This window comes from Catenulispora acidiphila DSM 44928 (assembly GCF_000024025.1).
In the GTDB taxonomy this organism is placed as follows: Bacteria; Actinomycetota; Actinomycetes; order Streptomycetales; family Catenulisporaceae; genus Catenulispora; species Catenulispora acidiphila.
In genome coordinates this window covers 2342196-2367841 of sequence record NC_013131.1, presented here as the reverse complement: position 1 = coordinate 2367841, position 25646 = coordinate 2342196, and the positions used below count along the sequence as shown (strand labels likewise).

17 protein-coding genes and 1 pseudogene are annotated in these 25646 nt (G+C 69.8%); 10 read left to right on the top strand and 8 right to left on the bottom strand.

Annotation, left to right across the window (positions count from 1 at the left end; genetic code table 11):
• Positions 1–217: 217 nt before the first annotated feature.
• The 3 genes and pseudogenes from CACI_RS10395 to CACI_RS10385 form a co-directional block, all read left to right on the top strand.
• Entirely contained in the window at positions 218–976 is a 759-nt protein-coding gene (locus CACI_RS10395) for a GNAT family N-acetyltransferase (RefSeq protein WP_012786299.1), read from the top strand.
• The gene (gene infA, locus CACI_RS10390) at positions 973–1197 is read left to right on the top strand and encodes a translation initiation factor IF-1 (protein WP_012786298.1); all 225 of its coding nucleotides are present in this window, start codon (positions 973–975) and stop codon (positions 1195–1197) included. Before CACI_RS10395 ends, infA begins: the two co-directional genes overlap by 4 nt.
• Positions 1198–1243: 46 nt before the next feature.
• Positions 1244–2926 (top strand): annotated as a pseudogene (locus CACI_RS10385) (FAD-binding dehydrogenase); the annotation flags it as partial.
• Positions 2927–3023: 97 nt separating this feature from the next.
• Here the strand turns inward: CACI_RS10385 and CACI_RS10380 are convergent.
• A complete protein-coding gene (locus CACI_RS10380; RefSeq protein WP_012786296.1) occupies positions 3024–3851 on the bottom strand; it encodes an alpha/beta fold hydrolase in 828 nt (275 codons plus the stop codon).
• 249 nt (positions 3852–4100) lie between these two features.
• Between CACI_RS10380 and CACI_RS10375 the strand changes: the two genes are divergently transcribed.
• Complete coding sequence (locus tag CACI_RS10375) at positions 4101–5108, top strand: GNAT family N-acetyltransferase (protein WP_041540153.1); 1008 nt, start codon at positions 4101–4103, stop codon at positions 5106–5108.
• A gap of 39 nt (positions 5109–5147) precedes the next feature.
• On the opposite strand, the gene CACI_RS10370 is transcribed toward CACI_RS10375, so the two are convergent.
• Positions 5148–6200, bottom strand: a complete 1053-nt coding sequence (locus CACI_RS10370; RefSeq protein ID WP_041540152.1) for a DUF6882 domain-containing protein — start codon at positions 6198–6200, stop codon at positions 5148–5150.
• A 178-nt stretch (positions 6201–6378) separates the two neighbouring features.
• Here CACI_RS10370 and CACI_RS10365 point away from each other — a divergent pair, with 178 nt between their 5' ends.
• Positions 6379–10905 carry a DUF6531 domain-containing protein gene (locus CACI_RS10365; RefSeq protein ID WP_143765196.1) on the top strand — a complete coding sequence of 1509 codons (4527 nt, stop codon included), beginning with the start codon at positions 6379–6381 and terminating at the stop codon, positions 10903–10905.
• Between the two features lie 12 nt (positions 10906–10917).
• On the top strand, positions 10918–11529 hold the full coding sequence (locus CACI_RS10360) for a hypothetical protein (RefSeq protein ID WP_012786292.1): 612 nt from the start codon (positions 10918–10920) through the stop codon (positions 11527–11529).
• A 417-nt stretch (positions 11530–11946) separates the two neighbouring features.
• On the opposite strand, the gene CACI_RS10350 is transcribed toward CACI_RS10360, so the two are convergent.
• Positions 11947–12939, bottom strand: a complete 993-nt coding sequence (locus CACI_RS10350) for an aldo/keto reductase (RefSeq protein WP_012786290.1) — start codon at positions 12937–12939, stop codon at positions 11947–11949.
• A 132-nt stretch (positions 12940–13071) separates the two neighbouring features.
• Here CACI_RS10350 and CACI_RS10345 point away from each other — a divergent pair, with 132 nt between their 5' ends.
• The 3 genes from CACI_RS10345 to CACI_RS10335 all read left to right on the top strand — a co-directional run bounded on the left by CACI_RS10345 (position 13072) and on the right by CACI_RS10335 (position 17341).
• Positions 13072–13980, top strand: a complete 909-nt coding sequence (locus CACI_RS10345; protein ID WP_012786289.1) for a LysR family transcriptional regulator — start codon at positions 13072–13074, stop codon at positions 13978–13980.
• 95 nt (positions 13981–14075) lie between these two features.
• On the top strand, positions 14076–15497 hold the full coding sequence (locus tag CACI_RS10340; RefSeq protein WP_012786288.1) for an AAA family ATPase: 1422 nt from the start codon (positions 14076–14078) through the stop codon (positions 15495–15497).
• Entirely contained in the window at positions 15497–17341 is a 1845-nt protein-coding gene (locus CACI_RS10335) for a tetratricopeptide repeat protein (RefSeq protein WP_012786287.1), read from the top strand. Before CACI_RS10340 ends, CACI_RS10335 begins: the two co-directional genes overlap by 1 nt.
• A 739-nt stretch (positions 17342–18080) precedes the next feature.
• Here the strand turns inward: CACI_RS10335 and CACI_RS10330 are convergent.
• From CACI_RS10330 to CACI_RS10320, 3 genes are all read right to left on the bottom strand, one after another.
• Positions 18081–18965, bottom strand: a complete 885-nt coding sequence (locus CACI_RS10330) for a glycosyltransferase family 2 protein (RefSeq protein WP_049872001.1) — start codon at positions 18963–18965, stop codon at positions 18081–18083.
• Positions 18966–19125: 160 nt separating this feature from the next.
• Positions 19126–22269, bottom strand: a complete 3144-nt coding sequence (locus tag CACI_RS10325) for a YfhO family protein (protein ID WP_012786285.1) — start codon at positions 22267–22269, stop codon at positions 19126–19128.
• Positions 22270–22637: 368 nt separating this feature from the next.
• Positions 22638–23603, bottom strand: coding sequence for an alpha/beta hydrolase (locus CACI_RS10320; RefSeq protein WP_012786283.1), 966 nt, complete (start codon positions 23601–23603; stop codon positions 22638–22640).
• Between the two features lie 57 nt (positions 23604–23660).
• Between CACI_RS10320 and CACI_RS10315 the strand changes: the two genes are divergently transcribed.
• Positions 23661–24152 carry a MarR family winged helix-turn-helix transcriptional regulator gene (locus CACI_RS10315; RefSeq protein ID WP_012786282.1) on the top strand — a complete coding sequence of 164 codons (492 nt, stop codon included), beginning with the start codon at positions 23661–23663 and terminating at the stop codon, positions 24150–24152.
• Positions 24153–24168: 16 nt separating this feature from the next.
• Here CACI_RS10315 and CACI_RS10310 read toward each other — a convergent pair whose 3' ends face one another.
• Both CACI_RS10310 and CACI_RS10305 read right to left on the bottom strand, forming a co-directional pair.
• Positions 24169–24765 carry an NADPH-dependent F420 reductase gene (locus tag CACI_RS10310; RefSeq protein ID WP_012786281.1) on the bottom strand — a complete coding sequence of 199 codons (597 nt, stop codon included), beginning with the start codon at positions 24763–24765 and terminating at the stop codon, positions 24169–24171.
• Between the two features lie 35 nt (positions 24766–24800).
• A complete protein-coding gene (locus CACI_RS10305; protein WP_012786280.1) occupies positions 24801–25595 on the bottom strand; it encodes an inositol monophosphatase family protein in 795 nt (264 codons plus the stop codon).
• Positions 25596–25646 lie beyond the last annotated feature (51 nt).

The following is a 25646-nucleotide window of genomic DNA, read 5'->3' as shown; positions in this document are numbered from 1 at the left end:
CGGTGGCGCCGTGCACCGGGAACTCCGCGGAAAATCGTTTCCGCGCGCAGGCATCGCGCTGCTACCGTCGCCCTCGACCGTGAAGTCGTCGTCAGGAGGTGAGACCCGTGAACACATCCACCCATGGGTGCTCCTTCAGTCCGTCACGGTCCGGCGGCTGACGTTCGGTGTCGCCAGGAGCGCCTGAGTAACAAGGCTCTCCTGGAAGGAGACTCCGATGGAGACTCAGACTTTCCTCACACGGGTCGCGGACCGGCAATGGCACGCCCTGGACGACGACCGGGTGGTCGGCCGCGGGTACGCGGAACGCCGGCCCGACGGCCGCCTGTTCGTCAGCGTCGACGCCTGGCACGAGACCACCTTCGACCGGCTCGCCGCGGCGATGCTCGCGGAACTGCCGGCACCGGTGTACACGGTGACCGACGAAGCCGACACCGACCTCACAGCCGCCTGGCTGCGCGCCGGATTCACGGTCCGGCGCCGCGAGTGGGAGTACGCCGTCCCGACCCACCCCCGCCTCACAGGGCTCGAACAGACGCCGCCCGCCGGCGTGAGGATCCTGCCCGCCGGTCAGGCGGACGAGCATCTGCTGCGGGCGGTGGACCGCGCGATCCGCGACGAGATCGAGGCGGGCGCCGGATGGCAGTCGATGCCCGCGGAAGTGATCCCCCGCCATGCCGGGGACACCATCGTCGATCCGTCGAAATACGCCGTGGCGGCGACGCCGGACGGCTACCTGGGCCTGATCCGCGTGGTCGTCGGGAACCGGCCGCGCATCGGGCTGCTCGCAGTTCGCGCCGGCGCGCGGCGGCGCGGCATCGGGCGGGCGCTGCTGGCCCACGCGCTGGGCACGCTGCACCGCGCCGGTTTCACCGAAGCCTGGACCGAGGTCCAGGAGTCGAACGCAGCCGCCTCGGCGCTGTTCGCGAGCGTCGGGGCGCTGCCGGTGGGCAGCAACCTGGAGCTGATGCGATGACCAGGAACAAGAACGGCCTGGAAGTCGAGGGCCGCGTCGTCGAATGCCTGCGCAGCGCGATGTTCACGGTGGAGCTCGAGAACGGCCACCGGGTGCTCGCCCACATCAGCGGCAAGATCCGCAAGAACTACATCAAGATCTACCTGGAGGACCGGGTTTTGGTGGAGATCACGCCGTATGACCTCAGCCGGGGGCGGATCGTGTTCCGCTATCGGAACTAGCGTCCGCTAAGTTCGATCTCATCGCCCGCACGAGCAGAAGTGGAGCCGTCCCGTGGACGCTGACGTGATCATCGTCGGAGCCGGTCTGGCCGGGCTCACCGCCGCGCACGAGCTGACCTCGCGGGGTCGCAAGGTCGCGGTGGTCGAGCAGGAGAACGCCGCGAACCTGGGCGGGCAGGCGTGGTGGTCCTTCGGCGGGCTGTTCCTCGTCGACTCCCCCGAACAGCGGCGGCTGCGGGTGAAGGACTCCTTCGACCTGGCCTGGCACGACTGGCTCGGCAGCGCGCAGTTCGACCGGAAGGACGACGAGGACTCCTGGGGACACCGCTGGGCGCGCGCCTATGTCGAGTTCGCGGCCGGGGAGAAGCGGTCCTGGCTCACCGGCCACGGTCTGAAGTTCCTCCCGACGGTCGGCTGGGCCGAGCGCGGGGACCTGCGCGCCGACGGGCACGGCAACTCCGTGCCGCGCTTCCACGTCACCTGGGGCACCGGGACCGGCGTCGTGGACCCCTTCGTCCGGCTGGCGAAGCAGGCCGCCTCCACCGGGCTGCTGACGTTCCACCACCGGCACCGCGTCGACGAGTTGGTGGTCGCCGACGGCGCGGTCACCGGGGTGCGCGGCACGGTGCTGGCGCACGACGACGCGGTGCGCGGCGCCCCCTCGAACCGCGAGGCGATCGGCGAGTTCGAGCTGACGGCGCAGGCGGTGATCGTCACCAGCGGCGGCATCGGCGCGAACCACGAGGTGGTCCGGCGGTTCTGGCCCGAGCGCCTCGGCACGGCGCCCGGCTTCATGGTCACCGGCGTCCCGGCGTACGTGGACGGCCGGATGCTGGACATCACCGAGCAGGCCGGCGCGCGGCTGGTCAACCGCGACCGGATGTGGCACTACACCGAGGGTCTGCGGAACTGGGACCCGGTGTGGCCCGGACACGGAATCAGGATTCTGCCAGGACCGTCCTCGATGTGGTTCGACGCCCTCGGGCGCCGCCTGCCCTCGCCGTACCTGCCGGGCTACGACACCCTGGGAACGCTGCGCCACCTGCGGACCGACCCGGACATCGCAGGGTACGACCACTCGTGGTTCGTGCTCACGCAGCAGATCGTCGAGAAGGAGTTCGCGCTGTCGGGTTCGGAACAGAACCCTGACATCACCGCGAACGACCGCAAGGCGTTCGTGCGCGAGCGGCTGCTCGGCAAGGGCGCCCCGGCGCCGGTCGCGGCGTTCGTCGACAAGGGCGAGGACTTCGCGGTCGCCCGCGGCCTGGAGGAGTTGGTCGCGAAGATGAACGCGATGACCGACACCGCCCTGCTGGACACCGCCGCGCTGCGCGAGCAGATCGAAGCCCGCGACCGGCAGATCGCCAACCCCTACAGCAAGGACGCGCAGGTCCAGGGCATCCGCAACTCCCGCCGCTACATCGGCGACCGCCTCGGGCGCACCGCGACGCCGCACCGGATCCTGGACCCGGCGGCCGGACCGCTCATCGCCGTGAAACTCAACATCCTGACCCGCAAGACCCTCGGCGGCATCCAGACCGACCTGGACTCCCGCGTCCTTTCCGCCGACGGCTCGCCGATCCCCGGCCTGTATGCCGCCGGCGAGGTCGCCGGCTTCGGCGGGGGCGGGATGCACGGGTACAACGCGCTGGAGGGGACGTTCCTCGGCGGCTGCCTGTTCTCGGGGCGGAAGGCGGGACGGGCTGCGGCGGAGGCCAGCGCGAGCTAAGGACACTTGCCGAACACGACGGGAGCCGGTCAGTGATCATCTGACCGGCTCCCGCCGTCGGGCTCGCCAGCCGTAGCCAGCCGCTCATCGCTCGCCGCTACTTGGCGAGGAACTCCAGCAGGTCCTTGTTGAACTTCTCCTTGTCCCCCGGCACGAGCGCGAGTCCGTGGGAGCCGCCCTCGTAGACCTTCAGGGTCGCGTCGGAGATGATCTTCACTCCCTTGCGGGCGGTCGCGTCGATCGGGACGATCTGGTCGTCGTCGCCGTGGACCAGCAGGGTCGGGACGTCGAACTTCTTCAGGTCGTCGGTGAAGTCGCCGTAGGTGAAGGCCTCGACGCACTGCACGCCGCCCTCGATGGTCTCCTGCATGGCCATGAGCCAGAAGGCGTCCTGGTTGCCCTGGGTGGCCTTGGTTCCCTCGCGGTTGGCGGAGAAGAAGGCGACCGCGGTGTCGTGCCAGAACTGCGAGCGCTCGTTGATGATGCCCGCCTGGATCTGCTGGAAGGCCTCCTTCGGGACGCCTTCGGGCAGGGTCGGCGACTGGAGCATCAGCGGGGTGATCGCCGAGAGCAGGACCGCCGAGCGCACGCGCGACGTGCCGTGCCGGCCGATGTAGCGGGCCAGCTCGCCGCCGCCCATGGAGTGCGCGACCAGGGTGGCGTCACGCAGGTCCAGCCCGGTCATGAGGTCGTTCAGGTCGTCGGCGAAGGTGTCGAAGTCGTAGCCGTCCCACACCGGGGTGGAGCGTCCGTGGCCGCGGCGGTCGTGCGCGATGCCGCGGAAACCGGCGTCGGCGACCGCCTTGAGCTGGTCCTGCCAGGCGTCGCCGCTCAGCGGCCAGCCGTGGATGAACACCACCGGGCGCCCGGCGCCCCAGTCCTTGTAGAAGAGTTCGACACCATCGCGAGTGGTAACGGTCGGCACAGCCGCCTCCAAAGGATCGGCGCAGAGTAGAACGCCCCCGCGCTCAGTCTCGATCGGCACCGGCGCACCGAAGCGGCGGCGCCGCGTCCACACAACCCCAGCGGTGGCGCGCCCGCCGCCTCGGGCCGTGGACACTAGGCCACTCGGGTGACAAGGCGCGGCGTCGGAACGCGTGACGCAGGGGTGACGCGCGCGTACGGTGAGTACGTGGTCGGGGGAATCTTTGGTGGGCAGCATCGCCTCCACCTGATGAGGATCCACAGGCTCGACCTCGCCGAGGCCGCCGTCTACCGGGCAACGGCGATCCCCGTCTGGCAGGCGGCATACGCGCACACGCTGCCCGACGTTCTCGTGCCTGACGCGGCGCAGCTGCTGCCCGATGCGGCAGAGGGGCACCGGACTGTCTTAGGTGCGTTCGAGGCTTCGAAGGACTCTGATTCCGCCATCGCCGGCGTCTCCGCTGTCTCCGCGGCTTCCGCTGTTTCCGCCATCGGCGTGTCGGTGATCAATCCCGCCAAGACGATCGCGCCGGCGTTCTGGGTCGCTCCGGACCGACGGCGCCGCGGCATCGGCTCGGCGCTGCTGGCGGAGTCGCTGGAGATCGTGCGGGCGGCAGGCCAGGCGAAACTGTTGCTCCGGGTCGTGGGCGGCGACGATTCAGAGGGCTTCGCGCAGGCGCGCGGCGGGCGGGTGATCGAGCGCGAGACTTTGTCAGGCCTGGATCTCAGCACGATCGATCGCGGCGCGTTCGACCTCTGGGCCGCACCGACGACGACCGGCGCCGGCTACACGCTGATCCGCTGGAGCGACCACTGCCCGGAGGAACTCGCGGAGTCCTTCTGCGACGCGATGACGGCGATGGCCGATGCCCCGGGCGACGTCTCCTCCACGCCGCTGACCGTGGAGAAACTGCGCGAGAAGGAACAGGCCCTCGTGCGCTTCGGCATCCACCGCCATTTCCAAGCCGCGCTGGCCGCCGACGGTCAGATCGCCGGCTTCACGAACGTCGTGACCCTCGAGAAGCAGCCGGGACCGGTCGAGATCTGGAACACCGGCGTGGTCCGCGCGCATCGGGGACACCGCTTGGCACAGCGGCTCAAGGCGGCGGCCACGCTCTGGATCCTCGACGCGTACCCGCAGAGCACGTGGATCTTCACCCACAACCACGTCGCGAACGCGCCGATGCTCGCGGTGAATCGCAGGTTGGGATATCAGCCCATTGTGGAGTGGGTCAAGGTCGAGTTCCCCGTGAGCTGACCAGGCCGACAAACCCTTTATCCGCGCGACAGTTCGACTTCAGCCGATCGCAGTGACCTGATTCGCCGCGTCGAACCGCACCGTGATCCCGGGCTCGCCGGCGCCGGTGGCGGTGATGCGGTCGATGGACTCCCCCACCTGCATTCCGTGGTGTCCGAAGTAGCCCCGCACGACTTCGCGCTGGTGGTGCGGGTACAGCCGCGTGGCGCCGTGCAGCAGCCCTTCCACTGACGAACGGTCGTAGGCAGCGCGGGGGATGCGCGGGTCGGCGGAGTGGACGTAGATCGAGCCCTCGCCGTCGTTGATGCGGCACGACCAGACGCCGCTGACGCCGAGCAGCCCGCCAGTCGAGATCGCCAGGACACTCGCCGCACTGTGCGGATCCGGCAGGTCGGACAGATCGAGTCCGCGCTCGCTGAACTCCGGGATCCCCTGCTCCACACCGAGATCGTGGACGCGCCGCAGCGAGCGCAGCGCCGGATGACTCCAGTCCCAGCCCCACGACTCGTTCGCCCACATCCACAACCAGGTCCGGCTGCTGTGCGAGTAGGTACCCAGCACCGTGAGATCGGTGAGGTCCGGACCCTCCCCGAGCCCGACAAGCTTGTTCTCGTCAAAGGAGAACTGATAACCCTCCGGATCGCAGTACCCGGCGAAGCACTCGATCTGCTCACCGTTGGCAGCAGCGAAGGCGGCGGTCGCCCGGTCGAATCCGGGCCCGAAGCCAGTCGCACTGCCGACTCTCGCATGCTCACGCTCATACGCCCGCGCACGTTCCCGCGTCGCAACCGCCCACGCATCACCACCCTCGGCAAGCCGCCCAAGCAGCCGCATACCCTCAGCCGACGCCTCCCGCCCGCCAACGGTCATCAGCGCATAGAACATCGCCTTCATCGCACCCACATCACCCGCCGCAGCCTCAGGCCGAAAGTGCTCGACGACCGCCTCGATCTGCCCCTGCGAAGCCAACTCCCCGACAGCCACCTTCGCCAGCATCTCGTCATCATCGCCGGCGGCATGCCGAAGCACCACCACCTGCATCTCAGACGCCTGGTTGACAAGCGCCTCGCACTGCCCCACGAACGCCTTCACACGCCCCCCAGCTATTCCCACGGCTCAAGTCAGGCGGACACCATACAAGGTGATCTTTCGTAGTCGTGAGCTGATTTGTACACTCGGGCGAACTGCGAACTCAACAGCGGGGGGAACGATGGCGCGTCCGACGGGGTGGGATGTTCTGGGGTTGGATGGGGATCCGACACCTGGCGTGGTGGAATCGGTGCAGGCGTTGGCGAAGGAGTTCGGGGACTTCGCCCATGATGCGGAAGCGGCGTATCACAGCCTGAGCTCGTTCGGGTCGGATGCTACGGCGTTGCAGTGGGTGGGTCAGACTGCTGATGCGTTCAAGGGGCAGTTCGGTCCGTTGCCGGGGCGGTTGCAGAAGCTGTACACGTCCTACAGCGAAGCCTCCGATGCGCTGTCGGCGTATGCGCCGCAGCTTCAGGCGGCACAGACCAAAGCCGACACGGCGCTGCGTCAGGCGCAAGACGCCAACTCGAATCTGCAACGCGCTACCAACAACGCCAACAACGCTGCTGCTGATTTGAAGACGGCGCAGCAGAGTCATGCCACGACACCCAACCCGCAGGCGGTCACAGATGCGCAGACCGCGCACGACACCGCACAGACCAACCTGAACAACGCCAAAGCCCACATGGCCGCGTTGACCAAGCAGGCCAACGACGCCTACAACGACCGCATCAACGCGGCAAAGGCGTGTGGCAGTGCCCTGCATCGCGCGCAATCCGACGGCATCCACAACAAACACTGGTGGGAACACGTCGGCGAGGTCCTGTCCGAAGTCGGCGGCGAGATCGCCGACATCGCCAACGAACTCGCCCCGTTTCTCGACATCCTGGCGCTGGCCACCTCCTGGATCCCCGGCGTCGACGTCGTCACCGCCGCCCTCGCCGAAGCCGACAACATCATCGCGCTGGTGGGTACGGGGATGGAGGTCGCCGGGGATGCCATGCAGGGGCACTGGGGCGACGCGCTCATGGGTGTCGGGATGCTCGGCTTGCAGTTCGTCGGCGGGAAGGCGATCGAAAAGGTCGGCGGCAAGCTGATGGACAAGTACGGCGGCAAGTTGATGGAGAAGCTGGGGAGTCGGGGCAACAAGCTCGCCTGCGAGGGCGGCGACCCGGTGGACGTGGTCTCCGGCCGGATGCTGACCGCCGAGACCGACCTGGTGCTGCCTTCCGTGCTGCCGCTGTTCCTGCGCCGCTCCTATTCCTCCGGCTACGAGGCGGGCCGCCTGTTCGGTCCCGGTTGGTCCTCGACGCTGGATATCCGGCTGTCGGTCAACTCCGCCGGGATCCACCTCACCGGTGACGACGCGCAGGTGTTGAACTACCCGATCCCGGATCCGGGGCAGAGTGTGGTGTCCGAGAGCGGTTCGCGCTGGCCGCTGGAGTGGAACCGCGAGGCCGACGAGATCCGGGTCAGCACGCCGGCGACCGGCCTGGTCATGCACTTCCCGGTCGCGCACTTCGCCGACGAGAACGGGCAGATCAGGGATCTGATGGCCCTGACCGACCGCAACGGCAACCGGATCGACTTCGTGCGCGATGCGCAGGGCACGCCGACCGCCGTCGAGCACAGCGGCGGCTACCGCGTCGCCGTCGACACCGCCGCCACCGACGGCGGTCTGCGGGTCACCGGCATCCGGCTGCTCGACGGCTCGCAGGACGGCGTCATCGTCCGCGCCTTCCAGTACGACCGGCCCGGCCGCCTGACCGGCGTCGTCGACTCCTCGGGCGAGCCGTTCCGCTACGAGCACGACACCGCCGACCGCATCACCGCGTGGGTGGACCGCCTCGGGTACCGCTACGTCTACGAGTACGGCGAGGACGGCCGCGTGGTCCGCGGCATCGGCGACGGCGGCTTCCTGTCGGCGACCTTCGTCTACGACGACGAGAACGAGGCGAACACCGTCCTGGACTCCCTCGGCCAGCCGACCGTCTACCGCTACGACGAGACCGGTCACGTCGTGGCGATCACCGATCCGCTCGGCGGCACCCTGCTCAGCGAATACGACGCGCGCGGCCACCTGCTCTCGGGCACCGACGCGATCGGGCGCACCACCCGGCGCGAATACGACGCCGACGGCAACGCCGTCCGCGTCAGCCGCCCCGACGGCACCGAGATCACCGCCGCGTTCGCCGGTCCCGCGCAGCCGCTCGAGGTGAACCTGCCCGACGGCACGGCCTGGCGCTACACCTACGACGACCGCGGCAACCTGGCCTCCGTCACCGACCCGGCCGGCGCGGTCTCGACCTACCGCTACGACGAGCACGGCGCCGTGGTGGAGTCGACGGACGCGCTGGGCATGGCGACCCGCGTCGCCAACGACAGCACCGGACTCGCGCTGGAGATCGTCGATCCGGTCGGCGAGGTGACGCGCGCCGTGCGCGACGCGTTCGGGCGGATCGTGGAGGTGCACGGCGCGGTCGGGGAGGTCGTCGCCACCGAGTTCACCGTCGAGGGACTGCCGCTGCGGCAGACCACGAACGAGGGCCTGACCACCACCTGGACGTACGACGCCGAACGGCACGCCATCGAGCACGTCGACCCGCTCGGTACCGTGACCCGCTCCGAATACGGCCCGTTCGGCAAGCTCACCGCGCGCACCGACACCACCGGCGTCCGCCACACCTTCGCCTACGACACCGAGCTGAACCTGGTCCGGGTCACCAACCCCGCTGGCGCGACGTGGGACTACACCTTCGACGGCGCGGGCAACATCGTCGCCGAGACCGACTTCGGCGGCCGCGTCCTGCGCTACACGCACGACGCCGTCGGGCAGCTGACCGCGCGCGCCAACGGCGCCGGGCAGGTCGTCCGGATGGAGCGCAACCCGATGGGCCAGGTCGTCCGGCGGCTGGCGCCGGAAGGGGAGACCTTCTACGAGTACGACACCGCCGGGCGCGTCCTGGCGGTGACCGGACCGGGCTCGGCGCTGTCCTATACCTACGACGAGGCGGGACGGCCGCTGACCGAGGCGGTCGACGGCCGCGTCACCGAGTTCGCCTACGACGCCGCCGGGCGCCGGGTCGGGCGCCTGACGCCGTCCGGCGCGGTCTCGCGCTGGGACTACGACCCGCAGGCGCGGCGGGCGACGCTGACGGCCGGGAGCCGGCAGGTGGCGTTCGACTTCGACATCGCCGGACGGGAGACGGTCCGCACGATCGACGGCGGCGCGCGCCTGACGCAGCAGTTCGACGCCTTGGGCCGGCTGGCCGGGCAGCGGCTCGCCGGCGACACGACGCTGTTGGAGCGCTCTTACTCCTACCGCGCCGACGGGATACCCGTGGCGGTCTCCGACTCGTTGCGCGGTGCGCGGCAGTACGAGGTCGACGCCGAGGGCCGCGTGTTGAGCGTGCAGGCGCAGACGTGGAGCGAGTCGTACAGCTACGACGCGTTCGGCAACGTCGCTCAGGACGTTCGCCCTGCCGGCCGCAGTGATGACAGCTTGGATACTCCCTCCTTCGAGGGGACGCGCGTCCGCAAGACCGGGCGGACCCACTACGACTATGACGCGCAGGGCCGCACGATTCGCGCGGTGCGGCGCACGCTGTCGGGGCAGCGTCGCGAATGGAACTACAGCTGGGACTCCAACGACCAGCTGACGCAGGTGACGCTGCCGGACGGCGCGGTATGGCAGTACACGTATGACCCGACCGGTCGCCGCACCGGCAAGATCCGGCTCTCGGACGACGGCGGCACGCCGGCCGAGCGCGTCTGGTTCTCCTGGGACGGCTCGCGTCTGGTCGAGCAGGTCACCGAGGGCGCGGACGGCGTCCGGACCGCGCTGGTGTGGGACTACGAGGCGAACGACGGCTGGCGCCCGGTCGCGCAGCGGCGCCGTTCCTGGGCCGCCGACGCGCCGCAGGAGGCGATCGACGAGGCGTTCCACACGATCGTCACCGACCTGGTGGGCACGCCGACGGAGCTGGTCGCGCCCGACGGCTCGATCGACTGGTACACCACGACCAGCTTGTACGGGACGACGATCGCCACGTCGTCGGACCACGGCGCCGACTGTCCGCTGCGCTTCCCGGGCCAGTTCCGCGATGACGAGACCGGGCTGCACTACAACGTGCACCGGTACTACGACCCGGAGCGCGGCTCGTATCTGAGCCCGGACCCGCTGGGACTCGCGGCGGCGCCGAACGACCAGGCGTATGTGGCCAACCCGATGGTCTCGGCGGACCCGCTCGGACTCATCTGTCTGAACGCCGCGCAGCAGATCAAGGACCGTGTGGACTTCCTGCACGGGAAGTTCGAAGCTCCGTACGGCCAGCGGGAGAACACCGTCGCGATCATCCGCGCGATGGACAAGGAGGGCAACATCGTCCACGTCGTCGGCTGGAGCGGGAAGGAAAGCAAGACCCTGTTCGGCGACGTCGACGACGAGATCGGCAAGAACGGGCTGGCCAACGAGATCCGCGCCGACCCGTTCGACGGCGACGCCGAGGTCACGGCGCTGAACCACATCCGCACCAACGGCTGGACGCCGCTGGGCGGCGCGGCGAGCCGGCCGTGCTGCCCCTGGTGCCAGAACTCGCTGGTCCACACCCCCTTCAGTGATACGGTCGGTCCCGCCAAACTGATCGGGCCGGAGAGCCGGACCCGGTTCAACCCGCCCGCGGGTGGAAAATCGATCCAGACCAACCAGCGGCTCGCCAACGGCAAGAGCGGCGGATGGCTCCAAGGGCAAACCATGTTCACCTGGTAGGAAGGCTCAGCGATGCCCTACGACAAGGAAGCAGCGCGCGAGCGCCTCAGCGCCTGCACGCCCTACCAAGCCGCAGTGGTGCTGGCCCTGGCCTCCCACCGGTCCAGCACCGCGGGCACCCTGCCCGAGGCGGAGGCGACCTTCCCGGAGTACGGCAAGCTGCTCGCCGCCGCGAAGCGCATGAACCAGGCCTACCTGCTGGCCGCGCCGGCGCAGCACCTCACCGACGAGGTCAGCGTCCGCCTGGAGGAGATCATCGGCTCCGAGGAGTTCCCCGTCGACAACGACGGGGGCTCCGAGGGCTACTTCATGGACATCGCCGTCGGGATCGCGTACGTGCGCGACGTCTGGACGAACCACGACGTCGCCTACGCGCTGGGCGGACTGCGCCGCGGCTACGGCTTCGCGAACGAGCTGCGCCGGCAGCTCCCGACCCCGCCGTCGGTCCTGGCCGAACCGCTGGACGACGCCGAGCAGGCGCGCCAGTTCGCCGACATCGACGCGGTGCTGGCGCTCGGCGAGCCGATCAGCCTGGAGCAGTTCGACGCGCTGGCCGCCGAGGGCGACGAGATCGGCGCGGCGTTGCGGGCGCGGCTGGCGGAGGTCATCGCGGCGGGGATTTGAGGGACCGCGCGACCGCGGCGCTGACCGGTTCAGCGTCAGCGATCGCGTGATTCAGAAGCGCTTCCGCTACGTCGCCGGGTCCGGCGGCGAGGGACTGCGCGACCGCGGCGCTGACTTGTTCAGTGTCAGCGATCGCGTGATTCAGGAGCACTTCCGCTACGTCGCCGGGTCCGGCGGTGGCGTCACCGCCGGACCCTACGGCGGCGCCGCGCCGGACAACCAGGCGCGCCGCGTGGTCCCGGGTTCGGAAACACGCGGCGGCGCCGAGCCCGCCGACCGGCCGCATGCCCGCAGTCAGCATGCGGGACGGTCTCACCGCGGTGGCGATGGTGCGCGCGGTATATGCGTCCTCGACCTTACGCCTGCCGATGGATATCAGGGCACTGTTGGCGGGCGACCAGGCCCACGGGGCGGTCTCTATCGCTTGATCAGCGCGTCGATCCGCGCGAGTTCGTCGTCGTCGAAGGCGAGATTGCCGATCGTCGCGACGTTGTCCTCCAACTGCTCAGGGCTGCTCGCGCCGATGAGCGCCGACGTGACCCGGCCACCGCGCAGCACCCAGGCCAGCGCCAACTGCGCCAAGCTCTGACCACGAGACGAGGCGATGTCGTTCAGCTCACGCAGTTGCGAGAGCAGATCCTCAGTCAGGCGATCGCTGCTCAACGACGAACCCTGACTCGAAGCCCGCGAACCCGCCGGGACGCCGTCGAGGTAGCGAGACGTCAGCAAACCCTGCTCCAGCGGCGAGAAGGCGATGGAGCCGACGCCGAGTTCTTCAAGCGCGTCAAGCAATCCACGCTCCTCCGGACCGCGATCGAGCATCGAGTACTTCGGCTGATGAATCAGCAGCGGAGTGCCCAGCTCCCCGAGGATGCGCGCGGCGTCACGCGTCTGCTCGGCGGAGTAGTTGGAGACGCCGACGTAGAGCGCCTTGCCCTGCTGGACCGCCGAGTGCAGCGCCCGCATCGTCTCCTCGAGCGGCGTGTCGGGGTCGAAGCGGTGGGAGTAGAAGATGTCGACGTAGTCCACGCCCAGCCGCCGCAAGCCCTGGTCGAGCGAGGAGGTCAGATGCTTGCGCGATCCCCATTCGCCATACGGTCCCTCCCACATCCGGTAGCCGGCCTTGGTCGAGATGACCAGCTCGTCGCGGTGGTGCGCGAAGTCGGTCCGCAGCGCTTCGCCGAGGGCTGATTCGGCCGCGCCGCCGGGCGGACCGTAGTTGTTCGCGATGTCGAAGTGCGTGACGCCGAGATCGAAGGCACGCCGCAGGATGGCGCGCTGCGTGGCGGCGGGACGATCGGGACCGAAGTTCTGCCACAGACCCAGCGAGATCGCCGGCAGGCACAGGCCGCTGTTCCCGGCGCGGCGGTAGGGCATGGAGGTGTAGCGGTCGAGGTGGGCGGTGTACATCGCGACTCCCAGTGCGGTGGACGGCTCGGGCACCGGTTCGCCTTCCGCGGGCCCGCGGCTACTTTTCCGCGCCGGGAGGGCATCAGTCCAACAGGAGAATCTGCTGGGATTCAGTGGTTAAGCTTCTCAATTATGGAGATACGCCAGCTTCAGCACTTCGTGTCGGTCGCCGAGGAGCAGCACTTCACCCGCGCGGCGGCGCGGCTGATGGTGTCCCAGTCCGGCCTGTCGGCTTCGATCCGTGCGCTGGAGCGGGAATTGCAGGCTCCGCTGTTCGTGCGCACGACTCGCACCGTGACGCTCACCGAAGCCGGGCGCGCGCTGCTGGTGGAAGCCGAGCGGATCCTGGCGCAGGAGCGAGCGGCGCGCGAGGCGGTGGCGGCGGTCCAGGGCGTGCTGCGGGGCACGCTGACGCTCGGCGCGGAGCAGTGCATCGCCGGAGTGAACGTCGCCGGGCTGCTCGCAGCCTTTCGCAGGCGGCATCCGCAGGTGGAGATCCGCTTGCGGCAGTGGGGATCGGCGGCGCTGGCCGAGCAGGTCGCGGCGGGGCGGCTGGACATGGCGTTCGCGTACGGAACCGAGGCCGATCCGGAGCACCTGCGGTCGGTGGCGCTGACGAGCGAGCCGATGACCGTGCTCAGCCACCCGGACCACGCCCTGGCCGCGTCCGGTGCGGCGCCGGCGCCCTGCGACCTCGGCGAGGAGGTGTTCGTCGACTTCCACCCGGACTGGGGACCGCGCCGCGTCACCGATGCCGCGTTCGCGATGCTCGGCGTGCGGCGGACGGTCGCGCTGGAGGTGAACGACGTGCACAGCCTGCTCGATCTGGTCGGCGAAGGGCTCGGCGTGGCGGTCGTGCCGCGGCACTTCGAGTCCAAGCGGCCGAGCCTGTACGCGACGCCGCTGAAGGAGACCGGCGGCGTGGTGTACGAAACGGCGGCGCTGCTGCCGGTTCCGGAGGCGACGTCGCCGGCGGCGAAGGCCTTGATGGCGTTGCTCGAGGAAGAGACGCACGGCGCGCACATCGACGCCGGGGACTAGCCGAAGCCCGCGGGGACCGGACCCCGCCTCCTCGCCTCTGGCGATCATCCGCACCGACTATGCTCGCGGGAGATTCGCCAGGGAGGGGAATGTCCATGGCTGACGGGGAAAGCCCTCTGATCAAAGCACTGCGACAGGCGGTGCGCTCCGCGCCCGAGCAAGCCGAGTTCCGAGTCGCGCTCGCCGAGGCGCTGATCGGCGCCGGGGACACGCAGGGGGCGATCGTCGAGTTGGGCGAGGCGCTGCGGCTGGAGCCGGGGTCGGCGCAAGCCAGGGCCCTGATGCTCGCGGCGCTGAGCCGCGGGACGGCGGCGGAGGGCGGCGAGGCTGCTACTGTCGCGGTCCCCGCGCAAGCCGCGCCGGCTGGTCAAGCCACACCGACTGTTCAAGCCACGCCGGTCGCGCAAGCCATGCCGGCGGCGCAAGCCACGCCGATCGCGCAAGCGGACCAGCACCAGGCGGAAGAGTCCCAGCCGACCGAAGAAGACCCCGCCGCGTCCAAGGACCCCGGCTTCGACTGGTCCGCCGCCGAAGCCGAACTCGGCGACATCGCCCCGCCGCCGCGCTTCACCGCCGCGTCGAAGCCTTTGGCCGCCGACGACGCCGGCGAGGATCCGGAAGGCGTTCCGGCGCACGACGTGGAGCGTCCCGCGCTGACTCTCGCCGACGTCGGCGGGTTGGCCGACGTCAAGGAGCGCCTGCAGGTCTCCTTCCTCGCCCCGATGCGCAATCCCGAGCTGCGCAAGATCTACGGCAAGTCGCTGCGCGGCGGTCTGCTGCTCTACGGTCCGCCCGGGTGCGGCAAGACGTTCATCGCGCGCGCGGTCGCCGGCGAGATCGGCGCGTCCTTCATCTCCGTGGGCATCTCCGAGGTGCTGGAGCTGTGGTTCGGGGCGTCGGAGAAGAACCTGAGCGAGCTGTTCGAGCTGGCGCGGCGGCAGACGCCGTGCGTGCTCTTCTTCGACGAGCTGGACGCCCTGGGCCAGCGGCGCAGCCAGACCCGCAGTTCGATGATGCGCACCGTGGTCAACCAGTTCCTCACCGAGCTGGACTCGGTCGGGGCGGACAACGAGGGCGTGTTCGTGCTCGGCGCCACCAACGCGCCGTGGGACGTCGATCCGGCGCTGCGGCGGCCCGGGCGCTTCGACCGGACCGTGCTCGTGCTGCCGCCGGACGCCCCGGCGCGCGAGGACATCCTGCAGTACCACCTTCGGGACCGGCCGATCGCGGGGATCGACCTGGAGTCGCTGGTGGCGCGGACCGACGGTTTCTCCGGCGCGGATCTGGCCTACCTGTGCGAGTCGGCGACCGAGAACGCGCTGATCGACGCGGTGCGCAGCGGGGAGGTGCGGATGATGGGGATGGCCGACTTCGAGGCCGCGCTGAAGGACGTGCGTCCCTCGACCGGGCCGTGGTTCGACGCCGCGCGCTCGGTCGCGCTGTTCGCCAACGAGGGCGGCGCGTACGACGACCTCGCGGCGTACTTCAAGAACCACAAGGGCGCGAAGGGTTTGTGATGGCGGACGAGGAGTCGCTGCGGACCGCCGTCGAGCGTGCCGCCGCCCTGATCCAGCTGGACCGCCACGCCGAAGCCGAGCCGATGCTGCGCACGGTGTTGGCGGCCGATCCCGAGCACTTCGGGGCGCTGGCGAACCTGGCGTGGCTGCTGGATCTGGCCGACCGGCGGCCCGAGGCGCTGGAGACGGCGCGGCTGCTGATCGCGCACTGGCCGCAGGACACCGAGGGCTTCTATCGTGCGGCGCTGATCCACAAGCAGGAGCAGGACTACGACGAGGCGCTGGAGCTGCTGACGCGGGCGCTGGAGATCGCGCCGGACGAGGGTCGGGTGCTGCGGCTGTACGCGCAGGTGGTCGGGCGGTTCCCGGACCGGCGCGCCGAGGCGCTGGCCGCCGCCGACCGGGCGATCGAGGTCGATCCGCAGGTCGGTGAGAGCTTCCAGACGCGGGCTATGGTCCTGGTCGACGACTACCGCTGGCGCGAGGCCGAAGTCGCCATGGAGCAGGCGCTGCAGCTAGAGCCGACGGACACCGGGCTCCTGATCCAGGCCGGGATCGTGAAGCTGCGGCTGGGGGCGATCGAGCGGGCGCGCGAGGCGTTCACCTCGGCGCTGCGGCTGAAGCCGAGGCCGTATCGGGTGCGCGAGGTGCTGGACACCCTGGAGACGCAAGGGCTGCCCGCGCCGCTGCTCGACGTCTACACGCTGGGCTGCCAGGCGCTGGACATCCCCGACCTCGGCACGCCGGGCACCGCCGGCACGGACGCGCAGCTGCTCCGCGACCAGGCGCGCGTCGCGGCGTCGATGTGGCGCGCGGCGGTGTACAACCACGCATGGTCGAAGGACTCGCGGGATCGCTGCCGGGAGTTGGTGGCGGCGATGCTGGAGGCGGACCCGACGCTGGTCCCCGCGCGCATACTGGCCGCCGAGATCGCCAGCGACGACGACCGCTACGAAGACCTCCTCGCCCTGGCGATGCCGCTGATCGCCGAGGGCGAGGCGACCCGCGCGCTGTTCCGCTGGACCGTCTACGCCCTGGAGGAGCTGGAGCGCCTCGACGAAGCCCTCGAACTCGCCACCGAGGGACGCCGCCGCTTCCCCGACTCGAGCGAAGCGGTGTCGCTGCAAGGGCGCATCCTGGCCGAGATGGACCGCCACGACGAGGCGGTCGCGGCCGCGAAGGACGCCGTCGAGCTCGCCGGCGACGACCTCGGCGCCCTGACCTCCGCAGCGAACATCTACAAGCGCCTCGACATGAACGACGAGGCCAAAGAGGCCTACAAGGCCATCCTGCGCGTCTCCCCGACCCAAAGCACCACACTGTTCCAACTCGGCTCGCTCTACATGCTCGCCTACCAGGACCACCGCGCCGCCGAACGCCTGATCCAGCGCATCGAACTCCCCGACGTGGGAGGCGACCGCACCGCCGTCCTCGCCCAGATCCGCTTCCAACTCGGCAAATGGGACCAAGCCCTCGCCGACTTCGAAACAGCCCTCGCCACCCCAATGCGCGCCCCGATAACCGTCCCCGGCATCATCATCGGCCTCCAGCTCTTCGGCCCACCCAAACGCTTCCAACCCCTCCTCGACAAGTGCGTCGAGATCCACGCCGCCGAACCGGCCGAACCCGTGACAACCGAGAAGCTCAGCCTCGCCGCCTTCACCCTGATCAAGTACGGCGCCCTCCCCGAAGCCGCCGAGGTCCTGCACCAGATCCTCGAGATGGACCCCGAGAACTACGAAGCCACGATCATGGCCCAAGTCGTCGCCGACCCCGACGAGCCGGAGCACGCCGAGGCGCTCGCGATGGTGTATGTGGAGGATGCCCACGACGAGGAGTTGTGAGGTGTGAGGCTGAGGGCTAAAAACCCAATGCCGCAAGATATTGTGCCGATTCTTGGTGCGCTTTGTTTGTGGTTTTCAGAAGCTCTTTACGGCTTCGCGCATGGTTTTATGGCCTCGCAGGGGGCGCAGTTCGGTCGAGGGTTTCTGAGTAGCGTTGGCGGCTGGCGGTTATGGCTGTTCACGACCGCGCGCCGGTCCGAGTCACTGCGCACGCGTTTGTGGTTGCGGGTGGCGGCCGCATTTGGTGGGCACCAGAAGTCAAGGTCAAGGGCAGGCGCCTCCGGCGGGGGCACTCTGCAACGGGGGGGCGGGCCGGGTTGGGCTGTTCGGCGGCGGTCTGAATGTTGGTCGCCTTTGTCCCGGATCCCTCCCTTGTGGGGAGAAGGTCCCCGGCTTATCGCGTAACGCTTGCTCCGAGCAGGGGATGCCAGTCCCGGCAGGAGACGCCCAACAATACTAGTGTGTTTGCCGAAGATGTCGGCGACATAGTGAAGCAGCAGCCTGCCACGCGCGGTCGTGTCCACGCACTGCCGCCGGCCGCCAGCGCCATTCAGACACGCACCACCGAACTGCGTCCCCTGCGAGGCCATTCAAACCCGTGCGCGAAGCCGTAAGAAAACGCCTTTAAAACCACCGACGAAACCGCACCCGGCCACTCGCTCCCACACTCAACGCCCCGCACCGGCATCCAGCGCGCGCGGCGTCAAAGCCGCGCGCGCCCGGCGGGATCGGATTCTCGCTACTCCGGCCGCGATCGCACGATCAGGTCGGCGAGGAGTGCCATGGAGGCGATGATCAGGCCTGACAGCAACAGCAGTGCGGTGTTCTGCGCGAAGCGGAACGGGTGGACGACCAGGTCGAAGATGGCCTTCACTGCGCCGATGCCAACCAGCCACAGGGCCGGGGGCATCAGGACCTTCAGCGGGTTGAAGTACATCACCATCCGCAGGACCTGCAGGATGTAGCGGTAGGCGTCCTTCACAAACTTGAACTTGGACTTGCCGGCCCGCTTGGCATAGTCGATCGGGACATACACCACGGTCTTCTGGTTGGACATGAACGCCAACGTGATCGTGGTGACACAGGAGAACCCGGGCGGCAGCAGCCGCAGATACGGCAACGCCACCTCACGGCGCATCGCCCGCAGACCCGAGTTCAAGTCCGGGATCTTCTGATTCGTCAGCTTCTCCGCGATCTTGCGGATCACCCACTTCGCCGGGATCCGCAACAGGCGGTGCGAACCCATCTCGGCCTTGCGCGCACCCACCACCTGATCGATACCGGCGTCGAAATCGAGCATCTCCACCAACTCGGGGATCCGCTCGTTCGGATACGACATGTCCGCATCGGTCCACACCACGATGTCGCCCCGGGCCATGCCCGACCCGATCCGGCGCACCGTACCGGCGCCGCCGTTGCGGTGGAACGCCACCACCTTCACCGACGGGAAGTCGATCTCCGCCTTGCGCAGCACCTCCAAGGTGCCGTCGGTGGAGGCGTCATCGATCGCCAAAACCTCATACGGATACTCCGTGGCATCCAACGCCGCACAAATCCGCTGAATCTCCAGCAGAACGTGCGCCTCCTCGTTGTAACACGGCAGAACCACACTGACGTGCGGTATGACGCCGCCGTCAGGCTTCGCGCCGACCGCCTCGACTGCCGCGACGACTACGTCGTCGGCGTCCAGATCGGTCAATGAGTCCACGCCTACAAGTGCCACGAAGTGCAACCCTTCCCTATATCCCGAATTCCGTCTCTCCCCGGAGAGCGCCCACCGCTGCTCATCCCTCCGGTCCCCGCTCCATCGCGTCGCGAGCGCCAGGACGGCGCCGCCGACGCTCCCACCACCACTCCCCCGCCGGTACCGCCATCAGCGAGAGCCCGACGGCGCCGGAGGCCCACGTCGCGGCCGCCTGGTGTGGCAAGTCGTACCGCAATGTCACGGAATGCGTGCCGGCCGGCACGTCCACCGCGACCAGTCCCTGATCGGCCTTCACCAGATCCGCCCGGCGGCCGTCCACAGTAGCCTGCCAGCCGACCTGGTCGGCATCGGACACGACAAGGTACCCCGACCCCTTGGCGTCAACCGTGGTCGTGATCGTGTCTGTGCCGTCCTGCTGGACCCGCACCGCCGCCGGCTGCCCGGACGCCGCCGGGCCCGGTGCGGAGAGCACCACGGCGTTGTCCGCCACCGCCCCGGAGGACAGCATCGAGACGCGCTGGTCCTGCGAGGGAACGACAGTACTCTGTGACGCCCAGCGGATGCGCGGCAACGCGTTCAGCCGCTCGTAAATCACCGAGGAGCCTACATACGCCACGCGCAGCCCGTCGTCGGCGTCGGTGATCGCGTCGACGGCCGGCAGCCCGTGGTTCGCGTCCACGGTCAGCGGCGCGTCGGCGTGCAGCGTGATCGTCGCGGTCAGCGCCGTGCCGGCGGGCAGCGTATCGGCGGCGACCGCGACCTGGAACGGCGCGCCGGCCCGGGCGCCGGTCAGCCGGTTGGCGGCGGCGACCTGCCGGCCGCTCGCGTCGCGGATCACGACCTCGACCGTGGTGTCCTTGGTCAGCCCCGCGATGCTGCTGGAGACCGTGCCCTGCGGGGTGAAGGAGATCCCGCGCAGCGGACCGGCTGCCGGCACCGGGACCGTGACCGGCCGGCCCGGAACGAGCTGCGTGGTCCCGCCGCGCGGCGCCGAGACGACCGTGCCGAACACGTTGTCGGTCGGTCCGGCGACCCAGTACTTGGTGCCCAGCCGGTCCAGCACCGGACTGGTGGCCTGCTTCACGTCGCCCGCCTGGAAGTCCACGTACGTCGGATACGGAACCGCGCTGTCCGGCATCCCCTGCATCAGCGCGGCGAAATCGGCGTTCAGGAAGTTGTGCCCGTTCACCGACCGCAGATCGTACGCTGTCGCGGTCCCGAATGTGATGCCGTCGTACGCCGAGGCGTAGCGCTGCTCGCCGAGGTTGTCCGCCAGGAACGTGTGGGTGTCGGTGACCGGGTAGAACATCGACTTAGTGGACTTCGGGTAGTAACCCTCCATGAACTGCGCGCCCTGAACAGCCATCAGCACGATCAGGGTGGAGGCCGCGCCGAATCGCAGCACCGACGCCTCGCGCCGGCCGGCGAACGCCTGACGCCGCGCCACGCACAACGCGATCACGCACGACACGGCGATCACGACGATGACCCCGGCGCGTGCCATCTGGCTGCCGTACAGGTCCAGCGCCTTGCCGACGTCCTGACCGGAGGTCGCGGCAGCGCTGTGCACCGTGCTCCAGCCGTGGGCGACCAGAGCCGCCGCGGCGGCGATCCCGCCGACCACGACCGCCGCGGTCCACAGCGACCGCCTCGGCCAGCGCCACGGCACGAGCGACGCCCAAGCCCCCCACCCGCCGGATGCCGCCGCCGTCGCCGTCGCCGTCGCCGCGCTCGCCCTCGCCGCCCGCGCCGACGCCAGCCCCGCCAGCCCCGCCGACCCCGGAACCGAGCCCGACCCCGAAGCCGTCTTCGGCTCCTGAGCCCGCACCCGGACCAGCGCCTCGAAACCGACCGCGACCAGCACCGCGAGCAGGAACCCCAGGATGCTCCTGGCCCTGCCGATGAAGTTCTGCTCGAACAACGCCCGCAGCCCGGGCAGCTTCTGGAACAGATCCAGCGGCGCCCCGCCGACGTAGATCAGCTCGATCCACACCGCCGTGGCGGCCATGAAGAACACCCACGCCCCGGTGGGCAGCAGACCCCGCCCCCGGCGCGGCATCGCGATGGCCACGAACACCAGCACCACAGCCGCCGCACCGAGGTAGGCGGCAGCCTCGACCATGTTGGTCGACAACACGAACTGGACCGGATCCTTGGAGTCGACCGACCCGTACGCCCACGGCGCGACCATCGTCAGCGCGCTGGACACCGGCAGCGTGGCGGTCGCCGTCTGGCTCCGGCCCGCGATCAGCCACGTCCCGAAGAACTGCAGGAACGGCACCAGCTGGAACAGCACCAGACCGACACCGGCAGCCAGCCCGGCGCCCAGATACGCTACCGGCCGCACCAGCCGCCGCAGGTTCGTACGATGCTCGGCAGCGAGCCGGACCAGTGCGTAAGCAGTGGCGGTCAGCAAGGCGTACCCGGCGACCGACGGGAACCCGCCGAGGAACAGCGCCGCGACCGGCAGCGCCACCAACGCGGCGTCCCGAGGCCGGCGCTCCTGGATGAACCGCTCGACCAGCCAGAACAGCGCCGGGATGAACGCCGCCACTCTCGTCTGCGGGAAGCCCAGCCAGGCGACCATGAATCCGCTGCCGGCGAAGGTGAGGCCGCCTACCAGCGCCGCCGGTCTCGACAGCGAAAGTCTGCGCAGGAACAGGAACGCCCCGCCGACCGAGCACACGATCTCCAGCAGCCGCTCATATGCGGGAGCGAGCCAGCTCGGCAGCACATAGAACGGCACGGTCAGCGGCGAGTAGAGCGCGTAGTCCGGAATGGCGCCGAGCGCGCTTCCGGCCGCGCCGTACGGGTTCCACTGCGCGACCTTGCCGTGGCCCAGCTGCTGCTTGAACAGGATCTCGCTGGGCAGCTCGGAGGTGTAGGTGTCGTCCAGGTAGGTGTTCGAGGGCACGGTCCCGGCGAAGCCGGCGCTCACCCACGGACCGTTGGTCACCATCTCGTCGGTCGGGGTGAGCGTCGAGGCGCCGAACAGCGGCCCGCCGATGCCCCAGAGCGCGAACAGCATGACGCCCACCACCGCGACCACGGTCAGCGGTCGCGGGCGGCGCTTCCAGACCCGGGTGCGCCACAGCGCGGTCCACCACCGGAGCCGGACGCGTGCGTCGCCGCCGCCGCGACCCGCGGCCGCGGGTCGCGGCTCCAGGGCGACAGCTGTCGCGACGATGGGCTCGCCGGGGCTGGACTCGCGAATTCCCGTCATGCCGATCCGTTGGTGAGAGGTTCGCCGCCGAAGAAGCGACGGCGATGCCAGGGACCGTAGCCAGGGAATCTGAGGAGTAGTTAAATCCAATCCCGACGCCGGCGCCAGACACCCGTGATCCACGGGTCGCAGTCGGGCCTTGTCATGCGCCCTGGCCTGGGGGTTGTCGGTCATCGTCCGCCGGCCGTCAGACCGCGGCCGGCGGGTCCGAGCCGATCACCGGCCGGGCGTTGATCATGGCGCGCGGACGGATGTCTTTGACAATGCCTGTCCGATAGTGGAATTCGGAGTCCGGCATGGTGAACCTCCGTACCGCGGGCGCGCAATCATGAACCGGTCACGTGAGCGCTTCCACGGTTGTGGGTCGATCACACCATCGGATACTCCGAACGGGTCGTGGCCGCCGGCCTCGGCGCTGTTCCCGACGCCGCGCCGAGGTGCTGCGTCAGGAACAGCGCCGCCCGCTCAAGAGCCTGATCCGCCTCGCCGAGCACGCCGGCGAAGGCCTGGAACACGTGCGGCACCCCGGCGGTGACGTCGAGGATCACGTCGACCTCCGCCTCGACCGCGCGCGCCGCGAACCGCACGGCGTCGTCGAGCAGCAGCTCATGGGTCCCGACCTGGAGCAGGATCGGCGGCAGACCGGTCAGGTCGGCGTGGACGGCGGGCGCGAGCAGCGGCTGCGCGGGGTCCTGCCCGGCCAGGTACATCTCGGCGGTGTAGTCCAGGGCCTCCCCGGTGAAGTAGGGGTCGATGCCCTCCTTGGTGACCATCGACGCGCCGGAGCGCGTGTGGTCGAAGCAGGGCGAGAACGCCAGCAGCGCCGCCGGCAGCGGCAGCCCGGCGTCCCGAGCCGCGAGGCTGGTCGTCACGGCCAGCCCGCCGCCGGCCGAGTCGCCGGCGAAGACGATCGACGCCGGGTCCGTGCCGGCGTCGAGCAGGCTGCGGTAGGCGGCGACACAGTCCTCGATCGCCGCCGGGAACGGATGCTCCGGCGCCAGCCGGTAGTCCAGCGAGAGCGCCGGGACACCGGTGCGCCGGACCAGGTTCGCGGTGTTCACCATGCCGGTCTCCGGCGAGCCCAGCGAGAAGGAGCCGCCGTGGAAGTACAGGATCGTGCCGGGGCGCGCCTGCCTGTCCACGCCGTCCGGCTCGACCCGGATCGCGGGACGTCCGGCCAGCTCGGCCGGGGTGCGCCGGACGTCGGTCGGCACCGGGAACCGCGCCATCATCGCGGCGAAGCCGGTGCGCATCTGCTCGACGGGAAGCGGTTCGAAGTCGTGGGCTCCCTTGCGCAGCATCGCGTCGAGTTCAAGTCGTTGTGCCCTGGTCATACCGGCCTCCGTGGGTTCCGTCGCGCCATTGCATGCCGTGGAAGTAGATGCCCAGGCATGTATGAGAAACTATATGCCGTGGCATCTACTTCAGCAACCGGCGCGCTGGCGGGCTTCTTCGACGACCTGGTGCGCTGCGAGACCCGGCTCTACAACGCGGTCAACGACAAGCTCCGGGCGGAGCACGGGATCGTCGCCTCGCAGTTCGAGATGCTCCGCTACCTGCGCGCCCACCCGAAGTCCCGGGTCGCGGACATCGCCACGGCGTTCGCGATCGGCATCGGCGCGGCCAGCAAGGGCGTCGACCGGCACGAGGCGCAGGGCTGGGTCGTCCGGCTGCCGAACCCGGCCGACCGCCGCTCGTCGCTGATCAGCCTCACGGACGCCGGCGCCGCGCTCGTCGCGGACGCCGAGCAGACCTTCCACGGCCACCTGGAGGAGCTGATCACCGCGACGCTCGGCGCCGAGCAGGTCGGCGCGGTCGGAATGGCGCTCGCCACGCTTCGGCAGGCGCTGGAGGAGGCGCGGGTCGGGGTCCCGGTCGGCTAGGCGGGCGGTGAGCCCTTCACCGGACGATCGACACCGCGAACGGCGCGAATCCACTGGCCCGGATCACGTGCGGCACGAGCAGGATCACCGCCTCGGTGGCCCGCGCGGATTGCACGCCGCCGAGATCGATGATCCACTCAGGCTGCCAGCCGAGGTCGCCGAGCAGTGCGCTGACAACCTGCTTGGCCTGCGCGTCCTCGCCGGACAGGAAGGCGGTCGGCGGCTGGGACAGCGTGCCCGGAGCCGCCATCACCGAGTAGAGCATCGTGTTGAGCGCCTTGACGACGCGCGTGTCCGGAAGCGCCGCCTGCACCTGCTCGGCGAGGCTGGAGCCCGGATACATCAGCTCGGAGGGCATGCCGTCCGCCCCGGAGCGCGTGGCGTTGGATACGTCCACGAGGATCTTGCCGCGCAAGGATTCGCGCAGCGCCGTCAGCCGCTCCAGCGAGCTGCCGCCGGGCGCGGCGTTGACGACGATCTCCGCCGAGCCGACGGCCTGCTCCGCGGACCCCGGCGCGCTGTCGCCGACAGCCACCTGATGCCCGGCGCGGCGGAATCCGTCCGCCAGAGCGCCGCCGACGCGGCCTTTTCCGAGTACTGCGATGGTGGTCATGGATTTGGTCCTTCCAGTACTGAGGTGATCGCAGATCACCGCGAGAGCGCGGCGGCTGCGGCGTCATGAATCCCGGGCGCGGCGGCCAGGAAGCCTTCGCTCGCCGGAGTCCAGGGCTTGCCTTCGATGTCGGAGACACGGCCGCCCGCCTCGGTGACGAGCAGCGCCCCGGGCAGCAGGTCCGCGCGGGCACCGGCGAACTGCCAGAAGGCGTCGACACGGCCGGCGGCCACATCGACCAGGTGCAGCGTCGCCGGAACCGAGGTGCGCACCACGAGCGCGGCGCGCAGCATCGCGCCGATCGAGGCGCCGACGCGCCGCACGACCTGCTCGTCCTCGTCCGGCCGGGCCTGGCTGGTCGCGACCAGGCTCAGACCGAGGTCCGCCGAGCCGGACACGTGCAGCGGCTGTCCGTCGAGGTGTGCGCCGCCGCCCGCGGTCGCGGTGTACGTCTGGCCGGTCAGCGGCAGGTGGACGGCGGTGAGTACGGGCTCGTTGTCCCGCACGAGAGTCGCGGTCACGGCCCACTCCGGCAGGCCGTGCAGGTGGTTGACGTTGCCCTCAGCCGGGTCCACGACCCACCACTCCCCCGCCGGCAGCGCGCCGCCGTCCAGCTCCTCCTCGACCCAGCGCGCCTCCGGGCGCAGCTGCTCCAGGCGCGGACGCAGGACGGCGAGCGCCGCCTCGTCGTTGGCGGCGAGCAGCCGCATCAGGTCCTCGCGGGTCCGGTGGCCCGCCACGGCGCCGAAGCGCTCCCGGAGCACAGCTCCCGCTTCGCGCACGGCCGACACGGTCTGCGCGAGCACGACATCGTTCTTCGTTTCGCTCATGGCAAGGACGCTAGAAGGGCTCATCGTTAACTACAAGTGCATGCCAAGCAC

Excerpts from the sequence above, each read along its gene's own strand:
- CACI_RS10395 (WP_012786299.1), top strand. The coding sequence starts at position 218 with ATGGAGACTCAGACTTTCCTCACACGGGTCGCGGACCGGCAATGGCAC.
- infA (WP_012786298.1), top strand. The coding sequence starts at position 973 with ATGACCAGGAACAAGAACGGCCTGGAAGTCGAGGGCCGCGTCGTCGAA.
- CACI_RS10375 (WP_041540153.1), top strand. The coding sequence starts at position 4,101 with ATGAGGATCCACAGGCTCGACCTCGCCGAGGCCGCCGTCTACCGGGCA.
- CACI_RS10360 (WP_012786292.1), top strand. The coding sequence starts at position 10,918 with ATGCCCTACGACAAGGAAGCAGCGCGCGAGCGCCTCAGCGCCTGCACG.
- CACI_RS10350 (WP_012786290.1), bottom strand. The coding sequence starts at position 12,939 with ATGTACACCGCCCACCTCGACCGCTACACCTCCATGCCCTACCGCCGC.
- CACI_RS10345 (WP_012786289.1), top strand. The coding sequence starts at position 13,072 with ATGGAGATACGCCAGCTTCAGCACTTCGTGTCGGTCGCCGAGGAGCAG.
- CACI_RS10340 (WP_012786288.1), top strand. The coding sequence starts at position 14,076 with ATGGCTGACGGGGAAAGCCCTCTGATCAAAGCACTGCGACAGGCGGTG.
- CACI_RS10335 (WP_012786287.1), top strand. The coding sequence starts at position 15,497 with ATGGCGGACGAGGAGTCGCTGCGGACCGCCGTCGAGCGTGCCGCCGCC.
- CACI_RS10325 (WP_012786285.1), bottom strand. The coding sequence starts at position 22,269 with ATGACGGGAATTCGCGAGTCCAGCCCCGGCGAGCCCATCGTCGCGACA.
- CACI_RS10320 (WP_012786283.1), bottom strand. The coding sequence starts at position 23,603 with ATGACCAGGGCACAACGACTTGAACTCGACGCGATGCTGCGCAAGGGA.
- CACI_RS10315 (WP_012786282.1), top strand. The coding sequence starts at position 23,661 with ATGTATGAGAAACTATATGCCGTGGCATCTACTTCAGCAACCGGCGCG.
- CACI_RS10310 (WP_012786281.1), bottom strand. The coding sequence starts at position 24,765 with ATGACCACCATCGCAGTACTCGGAAAAGGCCGCGTCGGCGGCGCTCTG.
- CACI_RS10305 (WP_012786280.1), bottom strand. The coding sequence starts at position 25,595 with ATGAGCGAAACGAAGAACGATGTCGTGCTCGCGCAGACCGTGTCGGCC.